A 13,932-nucleotide genomic window follows, 5' to 3' on the forward strand; every position below is an offset into this window, starting at 1 on the left:
GGGAATCAATCATTTAACCGTGACCAATTTCACAACATAATGATAATTACCGATATCTTGCAGCCTGTTTTTACTGGCAAACGGCATATTATCTATCTGACACAGTTAAGTTACTCACCAGATATGACAGAAAAATGGCAATCAAGTTCCCTACTTATACTGTCATTGAATCTTAATAAGGATTAACAAGGTGGGCATTTCAGATTTACCATACTGTTTATAAAAACCGCAAGAATTTTTATTTCTTTTCAAACAAATCTCTACTCAAGATCAATTCACTTTCATCTTTATCGTCTCCCTTTTAACGCATTGTGATCCAGTTCAATCCACAGAACTCGGAACAAAAAGCGCACATTAATACATTCACCACCAAACTTGTGCGAGATCTCTTACAAGAGTTGTAAGCAAATAGATTAATCACCTCTAAGAGCAATGCCAGAAAAAAACATTAAATATATGATTTAAAAGTAATATTTAAATTCACTTAAAATAATAAGTAAAAATAATTTAGAAAAGTTAATTGAGTCAAATCAGCAAAACATCAATACTCAACTTGTCGACAGGATGTTGGCGGGAACAGGAAAAAAGCCTAAAGGATTGGGTATCTTCAGGATGAAGATTTGATAGCTTAGGATGAGTTGTCAGCAAGGAAGTAGTTAAGCTCTAGGATAGAGTTCGCCCGTCAGGATGATAGGCAAGAATGGACACCGCTAGGAAGGCGATGAACAAGGAACTCGGTTAAAGGACTTAGCCACAATCAAGGATAGATGCAGGGAGCACCTATTAGTAGCTGGATTGCTGCGAAAAAGAATAAGCCCCGTCTGGGAAACCAGGCGGGGTTTTATTTTGTCTGTAATGTATTGATAGCGATTCATCTTTATCGTTTAAGTCTTCTCTGTTTTCATAAAACACCGTGCTATCATTTTCTTTACGTCTCCCAACGAAGCTCTCAGAAAATCACACACTATGCTTAATCCTGTTTGGTTACATACATTTAAGACATTGATTGAAGTCGGTCATTTTACGCAAACTGCAGAAAAACTTTTTATGACTCAGCCTGGCGTCAGCCAACACATCAAAAAATTAGAGCAAAGTTGTCAGCATGCCTTGATCAAGCGCGAAAACAAAAGCTTCGAATTAACCGAACAAGGCAGGATTGTCTACGCATATGCGCTCGAGTTAGAAGATAGAGAGAAGAAGCTGCTCGAAGAGCTCAGTTTTGATGATGCGTTTTCAGGCCACTGTAAACTGGCTTGTTCTGGTGCAATGGCGTTAATGTTGTATGGGCCCATTTTGGAGAAGCAAAAACAGCACCCGAGCTTATCGTTACATTTAGAAGCCGCGCCAAATCAATCTATTCTCAACGCCATAACGCAAGGGCACATCGATATTGGTATCGTGACTGATGTTCCCAACAAAGGTCTGTTTCACAGTGAGCGAATTGGTAAAGAGAGGTTGTGCTTGGTTCTGCCAAAGCATTATCAAAATAAGCAGATAACGCCACAACTCTTGCATGACTGTGGTGTCATTAGCCACCCTGATGCTGAGCATTACATGACGCTGTTTTTTGACCAGTGTGAAGAACCACAGCTCCAAGAAATTAAGATGAGCGATTTACCATTATCCGGCTACGTAAATCAATTGAGCCAAATTTTGCTACCTGTCAGCAAAGGACTTGGCTTCACCGTGCTGCCTCAAAGTGCGGTCGACAATTTTCCGCTAAAAGACACGTTACACATTGCTCAATTGAAAAACACTGTATGTGAAGAGCTATTTCTAGTTCGTAAGCGCAGTCGTGCTCTACCTCTGCGCTATCAGACCATCAAAGAAGTGTTATTGGATGTGATCGGTGGTGCGCATCAATGATGTTAGCCACTCTTCGCTGGTAATGCGTTTGTCTTGGCAATCCACCCAATATGGTTTGCCAGATAACCAGCTCTTTGACGCGACCTCTTTTATAAACACATCCACGGAATCAACGTCATCTTTGGCGTAATCCCATTTATTGCGCATGTGTTCTGCCGCTTCTTGATTAGTGTACGCCTTGCCGTTGCGGATAAAGGTGCAAGAGGATTGCTCAACTCGTTTTATCAACGTCGAGATATCTTGCTCTACCCCTGCTAGTGCAAAGGTAGGCAGAATGCTTAATGTAAGTAACAACGTCCACTTTGCTTTCATCGCACCTTTATCCTTATCCCTGACCACGTAACTACTAATAGTAACTACTGATAAGTGACTTAACTATTCTGGTGTTTGGCTGTTTAGCTCAGCAATTATTGCCACCATGCCTTAGCAGGCTGAGGCTCCGCAATCGCCAAGCGTTGACCAATCTCAGGGCTCACTAACGTTACACCGCGCTCTTCACTAATGTCTAACGCGCGTTGCATCGGCTCATTCCAATCATGCATCGATAAATCAAACGTACTGTTGTGAATTGGCATCATCACTTTGCCCTGCACATCAATGTGTGCTTGAACGCTTTGCTCTGGGAACATGTGAATGTCTGACCAAAGTTCATTGTATGCGCCGGTTTCGATCATAGTGAAGTCAAACGGACCGTACTTTTCACCAATCTCTTTAAAGCCATTGAAGTAACCAGAGTCACCACTGAAGAACACTTTGTGTTGTTGTGCATTAATAACCCAACTGCCCCACAGTGTCGTATCGCGGTCTGTCAAACCTCGACCGGAGAAATGCTGAGTCGGAGTCAATGTATATTCAATGCCGTCGACAGAATGTGACTCCCACCAATCTAGCTCGATCACTTTCTCCTTCGGCACACCCCAATTCACCAGTAATTGGCCAACTTTTAACGGCACCAAGAAAGTGCCCACCTTGTCGCCTAGCACTTTAATAGAAGCTTTATCTAGGTGATCGTAATGGTCATGACTGATCACCACCACATCGATAGTTGGCAAATCTTCTATCGTGATGGGGGTTTGGTGAAAGCGTTTTGGCCCTGCCCATTGTACAGGAGACGCGCGCTCACTGAATACAGGGTCGGTCATCACCAGTTTTCCATCGAGCTTCATTAATACGCTTGAGTGACCCAGACGATAGATGACGTCATCTTGCTCTTCTAACAGTTGCCGCGCTGTGATCGCATGCACTGGAATTTCAATCGTTGGTGTTGGGTTAAGGCGCTCAGTCGTAAAATACGCTTTCATGATTTCGAACATGTCGCCCAAACCGCTTTTGTATTCCAACTCTGTATTTGCAAATTTGTCCGGGTATGTTGGCGCTTTTTCAGTATCAACATTAGAACAAGAAATCATTGATGTACCCATCGCGAACGCTCCTACTGTGGCTAGCAAAGTTTTTTTCATAAAAAGTTAACCCGAACAAAAGTAAACTACACGGTGCAGTTTACATTCTAATTATCAAAAGTAAACTACTTAGTGTAAAATAGTTCAAGAAATGATCTTCTTAACTTAACAAGCTTATGAATGTAAAAAGAAAAAGTCGTAGCGAAACCAAAAGAGAAGCCATCTTGTGCGCGGCAAGGCAAGCGTTCCAAGAGTTTGGGGTGCAAAACACCAGCATGGATAAGCTCTCTGCAATCGCACAAGTCTCTAAGCGCACGGTCTATAATCACTTCCCTTCTAAGGAAGCGATCGTGACGGAGTTGCTGACTGAGCTTTGGCGTTCGTCAATGATGGAAAGCGATATTAAACGCTTGGCCACTCTGCCACTCAAAGATCAATTGATTGAATTACTCTACAGCGAGATCATTGTGGTGACGGAACCAAACTATATTGAGCTGGCAAAAGTGGCATTTGGGCACTTCTTATTTAAGCCAGAAGATCTCAAAGAACAAGCAGAACAAATGTCGAAACAGGAAACCGCCCTGTACCGCTGGCTTACGGAGAATTCGAACAGTGGCGCTTTGCAAATTGATGATGTACATATAGCAAGCACTCAATTGCACAACTTACTTAAAGGCAGTGCATTCTGGCCGCAGTTAATGGGAATTCGCCCCTCTTTGTCGAATGAAGAATCTAGGCTGTTAGCTACCCAAACGGCGGAACTTTTTTTAAGTCACTATCAAAACAGCTAAAAACAGCGGTCAAATTGGCCGCTTTTTTAAGCGATAATTCGTGACAAAGCGATGAAATTTTTGCTCAATTTTATTTATCTCACCCTTGACAGTCTCATACCGCAAGGCGTGAGCGTTCGATAAAATATTTTTGTCGTGTCGACGATGCTTTTTCGTTTTCATCTCACAAAAAAACGCCCTAAGGTGCGCACCTCTGACGACGTGGTTGTTCAACCACAATTCTAAATCGTTGAAGTAAGTAGGTTATGTCATAACATGATCACCTGCCTACTGCATTCTATGCTCTATACTTATATTTTAATTTGGTACTGACTTACTAAGGAATTGCCATGCGTATTGCTATTCTCTCTCGTAATGAGAATTTATATTCAACCATGCGCCTAAAACAGGCGGGTGAAGAACGTGGGCATCAAATCGATGTGATCGACACGCTTCACTGTTATATGGACATTACGAGCAACAACCCTAAGATCCGCTACAAGGGTGAAGAATTACCGCAATACGATGCTGTTATTCCACGTATTGGGGCATCTATTACGTTTTACGGCACTGCTGTTGTACGTCAGTTTGAAATGATGGGTACATTTTGTGTCAACGAATCTGTCGCGATCAGCCGCTCTCGTGACAAGTTGCGCTCATTGCAACTGCTATCACGTAAAGGCATCGGTTTGCCACGCACTGGCTTTGCTCACCATCCTGACAACATTCAGGACGTGATCAAAAACGTTGGTGGCGCACCTCTAGTAATTAAATTGCTAGAAGGCACTCAAGGCATTGGTGTTGTACTTGCTGAAACAAATAAAGCGGCAGAAAGCGTGATTGAAGCTTTCATGGGTTTGAAAGCTAACATCATGGTGCAAGAATTTATCGAAGAAGCAAAAGGCGCGGACATCCGTTGTTTTGTTGTCGGAAATAAGGTGATTGCCGCAATGAAGCGCCAAGCAAAAGAAGGCGAGTTCCGTTCTAACCTTCACCGTGGTGGCTCTGCACAACTCGTGCGTTTGAGCAAAGAAGAGCGTGCGACCGCTGTAAATGCAGCGAAAGTGATGGGCTTGAACCTTTGTGGTGTGGATATCCTTCAATCTAAAAATGGCCCAGTGGTAATGGAAGTGAACTCTTCCCCTGGTCTAGAAGGCATCGAACTAGCAACGGGTAAAAACATTGCAGGTATGATCTTCGATTTTATCGAGAAAAACGCTAAGCCAAATTCAAACCGTACTCGCGGTAAAGGTTGATTTTTGTTTAACGCACAAGAGAGCCAAAAACCGGCTCTCTTGTTACTCGTCGCTAGGATGACACTATGAATCAGAAAATGATCATTGGGAATGCCGAAGCTATTTGCTTGCCAGAGTTAGGGATTACTCACCTTGAAGCGCGTATTGATACAGGCGCTCAAACCTCTTCATTACATGTAGACAATATTGATTGCTTTGAAAAAGATGGTCAGTCTTATGTTGCATTCGATTTGCACCCAGATGTATACCATTTAGAACAAGTGGTTCGCTGCACAGCGAAACTAAAAGCAAACCGTAAGGTTAAATCTTCTAACGGTACTTTTGAGCACCGCTGCGTGATCACAACGATGCTGCGTATGGGCGACCAACAATGGCCAATCGACATTACGTTGACTAACCGTGAAAAAATGACTTACATGATGTTGTTAGGTCGTCAGGGTATGGCAGACAAAGTGCTGGTTGATCCTAGCCAATCTCACTTATTGGCATCTTAACCCCGTAGCTTCAGATGAGTGATCGAACGTTTTTGTTGAGCATCACTCGTCTGGCTTTATCTTAGCCTACTTCCTACGAAATAACGCAAACAACAATCCCTTCGCTTTAACTTTTGTCACTCGCCAGTGCGTCATTGGCTTAGTCGGCGCTGTATTCAAAATGTGCTGATACGCTTTTTCATCCAAAGTCACCTCTCCCCCATGTGCCAAAAGCAAACATTGCGGATTCATCTCAAACACACGCTTTAATGATTGCCGATATTGATTCGGATGAAATATGGGAAACGGCGCAATCAGATGCTGTTTCACCTGCACCATTAAATCCGCCACATACAGTACATCTTGTTCAGAATGATAAACCGACAGATCTCGGTCGGTATGCCCTAGTGTTTCTAGCACCTGCCAATCATCAAATCCAGGAATAAACTCTCCATCAATAAGTTCAATATCTGGCTTTAGCTTGCGGGAATACCACAGGTTTTGCTTTGGTTTACGCATCCGATTCGCCATCCAGCGTGCTAACATCAAATCGGTCAAATGCATTAGCCAACCGTCTACACCGCTATACCACTGGTTCTCTCGCTTTGCGGCCAATAGCTTGCATCCTGTTAAGTCACGTAGTTTGTGCGCACCACCAGCATGGTCTGGATGCATGTGGGTCACAACAACCAACTTTAGATCAGAAAAAGGACGATGGAGTTGATGTTCAATAAAGTCTTTAAGATGAGGGATGTCTGCTCGACTGGCACCATCAAGCAACAATAATTTATCGGGATATTCGGCGAGATACATGGTCTGAATGTACCCCTGAATTCTGTGCAGCTGCAAAATATGTCCTTATTTTAGTGAGATGCTTCATGACCGAATCCTTACTGGTCAGACCAACTATAACAGCAGAATGGACGCTTCGGTAAACAAATATTCACACGTAGCGACGACAACAAATCATAATCGAGATGATAGATTTTAATCATTAGACTCAAGGGCCCTTTTATCCGTTAATGCGCGCACACGGAGTTCGTGTCAGGGTATGAGGTAAATACCTCATGATTTGCTTTTTTGTACTTTTCCTTCTAATTAATTAAGGAGTTAAGTACATTTTTGTGAGAATCGAGTTGGAAAAAGCAACTAAATTAGACCGCATCCGCGCGGACTACAACGTTCACTACTGGAGCCAAGGTTTCTACGGCATTGATGACCAAGGCGAAGTATATGTATCACCACGTAGTGATCGTGCACATCAAATCCCTTTCAGCGCTATTGTAAATGAGCTAGAAGCGAAGCAGTTAAATCTGCCTGTATTAGTACGCTTCCCGCAAATCGTGCACCAACGTGTGCATGGTATTTGCCACGCATTCAACCAAGCAATTGAAGAATACCAATATCCAAACAAATACTTGTTGGTGTACCCAATTAAAGTAAACCAACAACGTGAAGTGGTGGATGAAATTCTAGCGAGCCAAGCTCAACTAGAAACCAAGCAGCTTGGTCTTGAAGCGGGTAGCAAGCCAGAATTGTTGGCGGTACTTGCATTGGCTCAACAAGGTAGCTCCGTGATCGTGTGTAATGGCTACAAAGACCGTGAGTATGTGCGTCTTGCACTGATCGGTGAAAAGCTGGGTCACAAGGTATTCATCGTACTAGAGAAGCTTTCTGAGCTGGATCTGGTACTAGAAGAAGCGAAAAGTTTGGGCGTAAAACCGCGCCTTGGTTTACGCATTCGCCTCGCCTCTCAAGGCGCAGGGAAATGGCAAGCAAGTGGCGGTGAAAAATCGAAGTTTGGTTTATCAGCATCGCAAGTGCTTAGCGTTATTGAACGTCTTAAACGCGAAGGCAACCTAGACGCGATGCAACTGGTTCACTTCCACCTTGGTTCACAGATGGCAAACATCCGTGATGTACGCAATGGTGTGAACGAGTCTGCACGTTTCTACTGCGAACTACGCGCACTCGGTGCAAACATCGAGTACTTCGATGTGGGCGGCGGCTTGGCAGTGGATTATGACGGCACACGCAGCCAATCATCGAATTCGATGAACTACGGCCTTGCAGAATACGCACGTAATATTGTGAACACAGTGGGCGATGTGTGTCTGCAATACGAACAACCAATGCCAGTGATCATTTCGGAATCGGGTCGCTCGCTAACAGCGCACCACGCTGTATTGATTTCTAACGTAATTGGTACCGAGTCGTACCTACCGGAAGAAGTACATGAGCTTGATGAGGACGCTCCGCTTTTGCTACAAAACATGTGGCGAAACTGGGAAAACTTGCAAGATGGTACAGACGCTCGTGCGTTAATTGAGATTTACAATGATACCCAAAGTGATTTGGCAGAAGTGCACTCTCAATTTGCTACAGGTGTGCTTAACTTGGAACAACGTGCGTGGGCAGAACAATTGTCACTGCGCATTTACTTCGAATTAAGCCGAAAGATGAGCACTAAGAATCGCTTCCACCGTCCGATTCTGGACGAGTTGAGCGAACGTCTTGCGGATAAGTTCTTCGTGAACTTCTCTCTCTTCCAATCTCTACCAGATGCTTGGGGTATTGATCAGGTGTTCCCTGTTCTGCCACTTTCTGGTCTTGGCGAGGCGGAAGAACGTCGTGCAGTGATGTTGGACATCACATGTGACTCTGATGGCGCGATCGATCACTACGTTGATGGTCAAGGCATCGAGAGCACGCTACCTGTACCAGCTTGGAGCAAAGACAAACCGTACTTAATGGGCTTTTTCCTAGTAGGCGCATACCAAGAAATCCTTGGTGACATGCACAACCTATTTGGTGATACCCACAGTGCTGTAGTCAATGTTGATGAACATGGTCAATTTGAGATCAGTTACATCAACGAAGGTGATAGTGTAGAAGACATGATGCGCTACGTTCATATCGACGTGGATGCGATTCGTGACAATTATAAACAATTGGTTTCACAGCGAGTTGAAGCCAATGAACAAGCACAAATCCTAGCAGAACTAGAACAAGGTCTAGCAGGATACACCTATTTAGAGGACTTCTGATATGAATGATTTGTTTACTAAAACTGATTATTCGCTTTACTCCAACTCTATGTCGTTTTTACGTCTGCCGTACATTCGTAACCCGGTATCGGCAGACGCAGACGTTGTGGTGTTGGGAGTCCCTCTGGACATGGCAACATCTGGGCGTCCAGGTGCGCGTATGGGTCCAGATGCAATTCGCCGTGCCTCAGTCAACTTGGCATGGGAAGGTAAGAAGTTCCCTTGGAGCTTCAACGTATTGGATAAACTGAAAGTGATCGACGCAGGTGATCTCGTGTTCGATTGCGGTGATGCGGAAGATTTTACTTACCGCCTTGAAGCGGCAACCAGTGAAATTCTAAAAAGTGGTAAAACCATGTTGGGATTGGGCGGTGACCACTTCATTACGCTACCTATCCTGCGTGCCTATGCGAAGCATCATGGCCAAATGGCGTTGATTCACTTTGATGCTCATACGGACACCTATGCAAATGGCAGTTCATACGACCACGGTACGATGTTCTACCATGCGCCGAAAGAAGGTTTGATCTCAGCGAAGAACTCAATACAAATCGGCATTCGTACGGAGTACAAACAGCAAGATCACGGCTTCAATGTGATTAATGCGATGAAAGCGAATGACATGTCGGTGAACGAGATCCTAGAAGAAATTCGTCGCACCGTCGCAGACAAGCCAGTATATGTCACTTTTGACATCGACTGCTTAGACCCGGCCTTCGCACCGGGAACTGGTACACCAGTTTGTGGTGGCTTGAACTCAGACAAAGCGCTGAAAATTATTCGTGGTTTAGCCGGCATGAATATCGTGGGTATGGATGTTGTCGAAGTATCGCCTCCATACGACCACAGTGATGTTACCGCACTAGCGGGAGCAACCATCGCACTAGAAATGCTTTACGCATACGCATCTGAGCGCGAATAGACATAATCATTTCTAAGGGAGCTTCGGCTCCCTTTTCTTTCTGATGCTTTCCTCTACCTTTTATTCACTCGTTTCATCTTGAACTCACCTCAACCGATCAGACGCTTTATTTTTGCACTTTAACCATTAAAACCAGTTACCTATAAGGCTCATTCTATTCACGAAAAGTAAAAAAATTTAACGTAATTAGACAAAGAAATGCACCGCTTTTTGAAAACAAAATCGGATTAGTTTTTCTAATTGAAATCATAGATTTTTATCTTGCTCAACTTCACACTTTTCGATTGCTAATTATACAAGCAAGCACTATTATCTCGCGCAAATACCCCCCGCAACACAAGAATTCAGTTAGCACTCTGTAAAAGAGTGCTAAGGGTTTTTACGTCTTAAATTTTTTGGAGAGATACGCAAATGTCTGCTTCGTTTCCATTAGCGAAACTTACCTTTTTAATCGCTATATTGACTGCCGTGGGTCAAATGACCCAGACAATGTACGTGCCTTCAATCGGTCATATGGCGGGCGAGTTTTTGGTATCTGCGTCATCACTTCAAGCTGTGATGGCTTGTTACCTAATCCCATATGGCTTGTCGCAATTTGCGTATGGCACACTATCGGACCGCTTGGGACGCAAACCGATCATCATCGTCGGGCTGCTTATCTACATCGCGGGTACACTGGTAGCATTATTTGCACATCAATTTGAATGGTTCTTGATTGGTAGCTTTATCCAAGGCTTAGGTATTGGCTGCGGCGGTGCGATGTCACGCACTCTGACTCGCGATTGCTTTGAAGGCTCTGATCTACACAGAGCAAACAGCTTAATTAGCATGTGTGTGATTTTCTCACCATTAATGGCACCAGTATTAGGCGGTTACCTAACAGAAGCTTTCGGATGGCGGTCGAGCTACTTGTTCTTAGCGCTATTTGCTATCGCGGTTGTGATCACCATGATGACAAGCATGATGGAGACGCTACCAAAAGAGAAACGCAAATTCGAACCAGTAGCCAAAAGCTACAAACACGTTTTGTCTGACCGTCGCTTTCAAGGCTTTTTGATTTGCCTGGTTGCAACATTCGCTGGTGTGGGTGTATTCGAAGCAGCGGCTGGGGTGTTGTTGGGTGGGGTATTAGAATTACCTGCAACAACGGTAAGTTTGCTGTTTATATTGCCGATCCCAGGTTACTTGGTGGGCGCAGGCTTATCTAGCTACATCGCAAGACGTCGCTCTGAGCGTCGTGCTTTAAACGTAGGCTTGGTCTCTATTTTTGTAGGCTCTGCTATTGTGCTCATCCCAGGCTTGTTTGGTTTAACCACGGCATTAACGCTAGTTGGAGGCGCAACCGTGTACTTTTTGGGTGCGGGCATTCTCTTCCCAGCAGCAACAACTGGAGCGATTGCGCCATTCCCATACCATGCAGGAACAGCAGGCGCGACATTGGGTGGCATGCAAAACTTGGGGGCAGGTGTCGCAACTTTGCTCGCGTCACTATTTCCAGCGCATAACCAGATGCCTTTGGGCATTTTGATGATGGCAATGTCGGTAATTGCAATGCTTGGGCTAATGTGGGTGAATCGAGCACACAATCACTCAAACGAAGTACCGCAAGTTATCTGATCATTATCAGCTTACTTTCAAAATCCAAAAGGGACACACTCAACAAGTGTGTCCCTTTTTTCATATCACACTATATCGATTTCCCGATGAGAATGATTTAACTTTCGAATTGATATTTGTTAAAAATAACAGCTGCTTACACAATGTGTTTTCAGCTCCCTTCAAATTGAGTATCCAACTCGGAAATATTGAGGATTCTCACTTTTTCGGTATACCCCATAACAAAGAATGGACAACTGAAAACCACTGACAAAATGAAAGCCCAGCCCTCAGGATGAGGCCACTTGGGTGTACAATAAGGATAAAATCAGATGCGTTTCACTTTAGCTACGTTGGCCGTCTCGGTCGCGCTTGTCGCCGGATGCAGCAATCAAGGAATCCCCAGCATGACTCAATACTCCCAAACACAGATCGTTGCTCAACAAACTCAAGCTCCGGTTGCGAAAAAAGTCCCTCACGCGATGACTATTCATGGCGATACCCGCGTTGATAACTACTACTGGATGCGTGACGACGAACGTAAAGACCCTGAAATTTTACAGCACCTAGAGAAAGAAAATCAGTACGCAGAAACCGTTCTAAAGCACACTGAAACACTTCAAGATACGCTATTTGAAGAAATTAAAGGGCGCGTCGCAAAAGACGACAACTCAGTACCGGTTCGTAAAGGCAACTACTTCTACTCCAGTGAAGTGACCGGAGATAACGAGTACGAAGTCCATTTGCGAGCTAAAGACTTTGCAGGCAAAGACAAACAAATCATTTTAGATGTCAATGAACTAGCAAAAGAACATGAATTTTTCAGTATCGGCGGCCTATACGTTAGTCCGAATGAAAACTTATTGGCGTATGGCGAAGACACATTAAGCCGCCGCGTGTACACCCTTAAGATCAAAGACCTGACAACAGGCAATTACCTACAAGATGAAATCGAAGGGGCCTCAAGCGCTGTCGCATGGCAGAACGATAACAACGCCTTTTACTACATCAAAAAAGATCCTCAGACCTTATTGGGCTACCAAGTTTATCGTCATGTATTGGGCACACCACAAAGCAACGATGAGCTGATTTTTGAGGAAACCGACAGCGCCTATTACACCTCACTAAGCAAAAGCAAAGATGGCGAAGATATTTATATCTGGCATTCGAGTACAGAAACCAGTGGGGTCTCTATCATTGATGCGAACAACCCTAAAGCAAAGGCGAAACCGTTCTATCCTCGCGAAGATGGCATTGAATACAGTATTTCTAAGCTAGGCGATTGGTACTACATTTATACTAACTATCAAGCCGTCAACTTCCGTTTGATGAAAGTTCATCAAAATGACATGCATGACCGCTCTAAATGGCAAGATGTGATTGCCGCAGACGACAATACTCAACTTGTCGACTTCGAGTTATTCGATGATCACATCGTCTATGAGCAGCGCTCTAACGGCCTAGCAAGCGTCACTGTACGTCAGCTTTCAACAGGAAAAGAATTCCCCCTCACATTTAATGACGATGCGTTTGCTGCCTATTTGACAGGTAACCTAGAGCTGGATAACGAGAAAGTTCGTATTTATTACAGCAGTTTAACCACTCCAGGAACCTACTACGATTTCGATCTAAAAACGGGCGGGTCAGAAATCATGAAGCAAACACCTGTACTTGGTGATTTTAATCCTGACAATTACCAATCAGAACGCATCATGGTCACAGCCCGTGACGGTAAAGAAGTACCCGTTTCTTTGGTGTATCGTAAAGACTTATTTAAGAAAGATGGTACGAATCCACTCTACCAATATGGTTATGGATCTTATGGCGCAACCATTGAGCCAACTTTCCGCTCGACACGTTTGAGTCTATTGGATCGCGGCTTTGTTTACGCCATTGCTCATATTCGTGGATCTGAAATGCTTGGCCGCCCTTGGTATGAAGACGGTAAAAAACTAACCAAGCAAAACACATTCAACGACTTTATTGATGTGACTAAAGGTTTGGTTGAACAAGGCTATGGCGCGAAAGATAAAGTCTTCGCTGTTGGTGGCTCTGCAGGTGGTCTCTTAATGGGGGCTGTCATCAACCAAGCACCAGAACTGTATCGCGGTATCGGCGCTCATGTTCCGTTTGTGGACGTGGTAACCACAATGCTCGATGAATCAATTCCATTGACCACCAATGAATATGATGAATGGGGTAACCCAAATAACAAAACATACTATGACTATATGTTGAGTTACTCGCCTTACGACAACATCAAGGCGCAAAACTACCCAAACATGTTGGTAACGACTGGCTTGCACGACTCTCAAGTACAGTACTTTGAACCAATGAAGTGGGTCGCCAAACTTCGTGAAATGAAGACTGACGATAACGCCTTGTTGTTCAAAACCGATATGGAAGCCGGACACGGCGGCGCATCTGGTCGATTTAAGCGCTTAAAAGAAGATGCGCTAGAGTATGCCTTCTTCCTCGATTTACTCGATAAAAAATAAGCGTATTAATAAAACTGTATCTCTAACAGTAAATTACCACCTTCTAAAGAAGGTGGCTTTGTGTGAGCCCCCTAAAAGGGGGCCTTTGTTTAGTCCAGCGCCAA

11 protein-coding genes are annotated in these 13,932 nt (G+C 44.2%); 8 read left to right on the plus strand and 3 right to left on the minus strand.

Annotated features, from left to right (window positions below):
* The first annotated feature begins 966 nt into the window (after window positions 1-966).
* Complete coding sequence (locus R7Z49_RS01710; protein ID WP_005384184.1) at window positions 967-1,866, plus strand: LysR family transcriptional regulator; 900 nt, start codon at window positions 967-969, stop codon at window positions 1,864-1,866.
* Here R7Z49_RS01710 and R7Z49_RS01715 read toward each other — a convergent pair.
* The gene (locus tag R7Z49_RS01715) at window positions 1,834-2,178 is read right to left on the minus strand and encodes a DUF5329 family protein (RefSeq protein WP_025768060.1); all 345 of its coding nucleotides are present in this window, start codon (window positions 2,176-2,178) and stop codon (window positions 1,834-1,836) included. The genes R7Z49_RS01710 and R7Z49_RS01715 overlap by 33 nt on opposite strands.
* 95 nt (window positions 2,179-2,273) lie before the next feature.
* Window positions 2,274-3,287 (minus strand): MBL fold metallo-hydrolase, encoded by a 1,014-nt coding sequence (locus R7Z49_RS01720; RefSeq protein WP_318111256.1) that lies wholly within the window; start codon window positions 3,285-3,287, stop codon window positions 2,274-2,276.
* 155 nt (window positions 3,288-3,442) lie between these two features.
* Here R7Z49_RS01720 and R7Z49_RS01725 point away from each other — a divergent pair, with 155 nt between their 5' ends.
* The 3 genes from R7Z49_RS01725 (at window position 3,443) to R7Z49_RS01735 (ending at window position 5,786) form a co-directional block, all read left to right on the plus strand.
* Entirely contained in the window at window positions 3,443-4,057 is a 615-nt protein-coding gene (locus R7Z49_RS01725; RefSeq protein ID WP_318111249.1) for a TetR/AcrR family transcriptional regulator, read from the plus strand.
* 329 nt (window positions 4,058-4,386) lie between these two features.
* Complete coding sequence (gene rimK, locus R7Z49_RS01730) at window positions 4,387-5,292, plus strand: 30S ribosomal protein S6--L-glutamate ligase (RefSeq protein ID WP_005374224.1); 906 nt, start codon at window positions 4,387-4,389, stop codon at window positions 5,290-5,292.
* Window positions 5,293-5,357: 65 nt separating this feature from the next.
* Window positions 5,358-5,786 carry an ATP-dependent zinc protease gene (locus tag R7Z49_RS01735; RefSeq protein ID WP_005384193.1) on the plus strand — a complete coding sequence of 143 codons (429 nt, stop codon included), beginning with the start codon at window positions 5,358-5,360 and terminating at the stop codon, window positions 5,784-5,786.
* Window positions 5,787-5,852: 66 nt separating this feature from the next.
* Here R7Z49_RS01735 and R7Z49_RS01740 read toward each other — a convergent pair whose 3' ends face one another.
* Entirely contained in the window at window positions 5,853-6,578 is a 726-nt protein-coding gene (locus R7Z49_RS01740; protein WP_161441194.1) for an MBL fold metallo-hydrolase, read from the minus strand.
* 323 nt (window positions 6,579-6,901) lie between these two features.
* Here R7Z49_RS01740 and speA point away from each other — a divergent pair, with 323 nt between their 5' ends.
* The 4 genes from speA to R7Z49_RS01760 all read left to right on the plus strand — a co-directional run bounded on the left by speA (window position 6,902) and on the right by R7Z49_RS01760 (window position 13,828).
* Entirely contained in the window at window positions 6,902-8,812 is a 1,911-nt protein-coding gene (gene speA, locus R7Z49_RS01745) for an arginine decarboxylase (protein WP_031778854.1), read from the plus strand.
* Window position 8,813: 1 nt separating this feature from the next.
* A complete protein-coding gene (speB, locus tag R7Z49_RS01750; protein WP_318111251.1) occupies window positions 8,814-9,734 on the plus strand; it encodes an agmatinase in 921 nt (306 codons plus the stop codon).
* A 411-nt stretch (window positions 9,735-10,145) separates the two neighbouring features.
* A complete protein-coding gene (emrD, locus tag R7Z49_RS01755; protein WP_005374234.1) occupies window positions 10,146-11,351 on the plus strand; it encodes a multidrug efflux MFS transporter EmrD in 1,206 nt (401 codons plus the stop codon).
* Window positions 11,352-11,662: 311 nt separating this feature from the next.
* Window positions 11,663-13,828, plus strand: coding sequence for a S9 family peptidase (locus tag R7Z49_RS01760; RefSeq protein ID WP_318111253.1), 2,166 nt, complete (start codon window positions 11,663-11,665; stop codon window positions 13,826-13,828).
* Window positions 13,829-13,932: the final 104 nt, after the last annotated feature.

It is taken from the genome of Vibrio sp. 1562 (assembly GCF_033340155.1).
GTDB classification, from domain to species: domain Bacteria; phylum Pseudomonadota; class Gammaproteobacteria; order Enterobacterales; family Vibrionaceae; genus Vibrio; species Vibrio alginolyticus.

Bases quoted from the DNA above. Each gene is read 5' to 3' on its own strand.
- R7Z49_RS01710 (WP_005384184.1), top strand. From the start codon at position 967: ATGCTTAATCCTGTTTGGTTACATACATTTAAGACATTGATTGAAGTC.
- R7Z49_RS01715 (WP_025768060.1), bottom strand. From the start codon at position 2,178: ATGAAAGCAAAGTGGACGTTGTTACTTACATTAAGCATTCTGCCTACC.
- R7Z49_RS01720 (WP_318111256.1), bottom strand. From the start codon at position 3,287: ATGGGTACATCAATGATTTCTTGTTCTAATGTTGATACTGAAAAAGCG.
- R7Z49_RS01725 (WP_318111249.1), top strand. From the start codon at position 3,443: ATGAATGTAAAAAGAAAAAGTCGTAGCGAAACCAAAAGAGAAGCCATC.
- rimK (WP_005374224.1), top strand. From the start codon at position 4,387: ATGCGTATTGCTATTCTCTCTCGTAATGAGAATTTATATTCAACCATG.
- R7Z49_RS01735 (WP_005384193.1), top strand. From the start codon at position 5,358: ATGAATCAGAAAATGATCATTGGGAATGCCGAAGCTATTTGCTTGCCA.
- R7Z49_RS01740 (WP_161441194.1), bottom strand. From the start codon at position 6,578: ATGTATCTCGCCGAATATCCCGATAAATTATTGTTGCTTGATGGTGCC.
- speB (WP_318111251.1), top strand. From the start codon at position 8,814: ATGAATGATTTGTTTACTAAAACTGATTATTCGCTTTACTCCAACTCT.
- emrD (WP_005374234.1), top strand. From the start codon at position 10,146: ATGTCTGCTTCGTTTCCATTAGCGAAACTTACCTTTTTAATCGCTATA.
- R7Z49_RS01760 (WP_318111253.1), top strand. From the start codon at position 11,663: ATGCGTTTCACTTTAGCTACGTTGGCCGTCTCGGTCGCGCTTGTCGCC.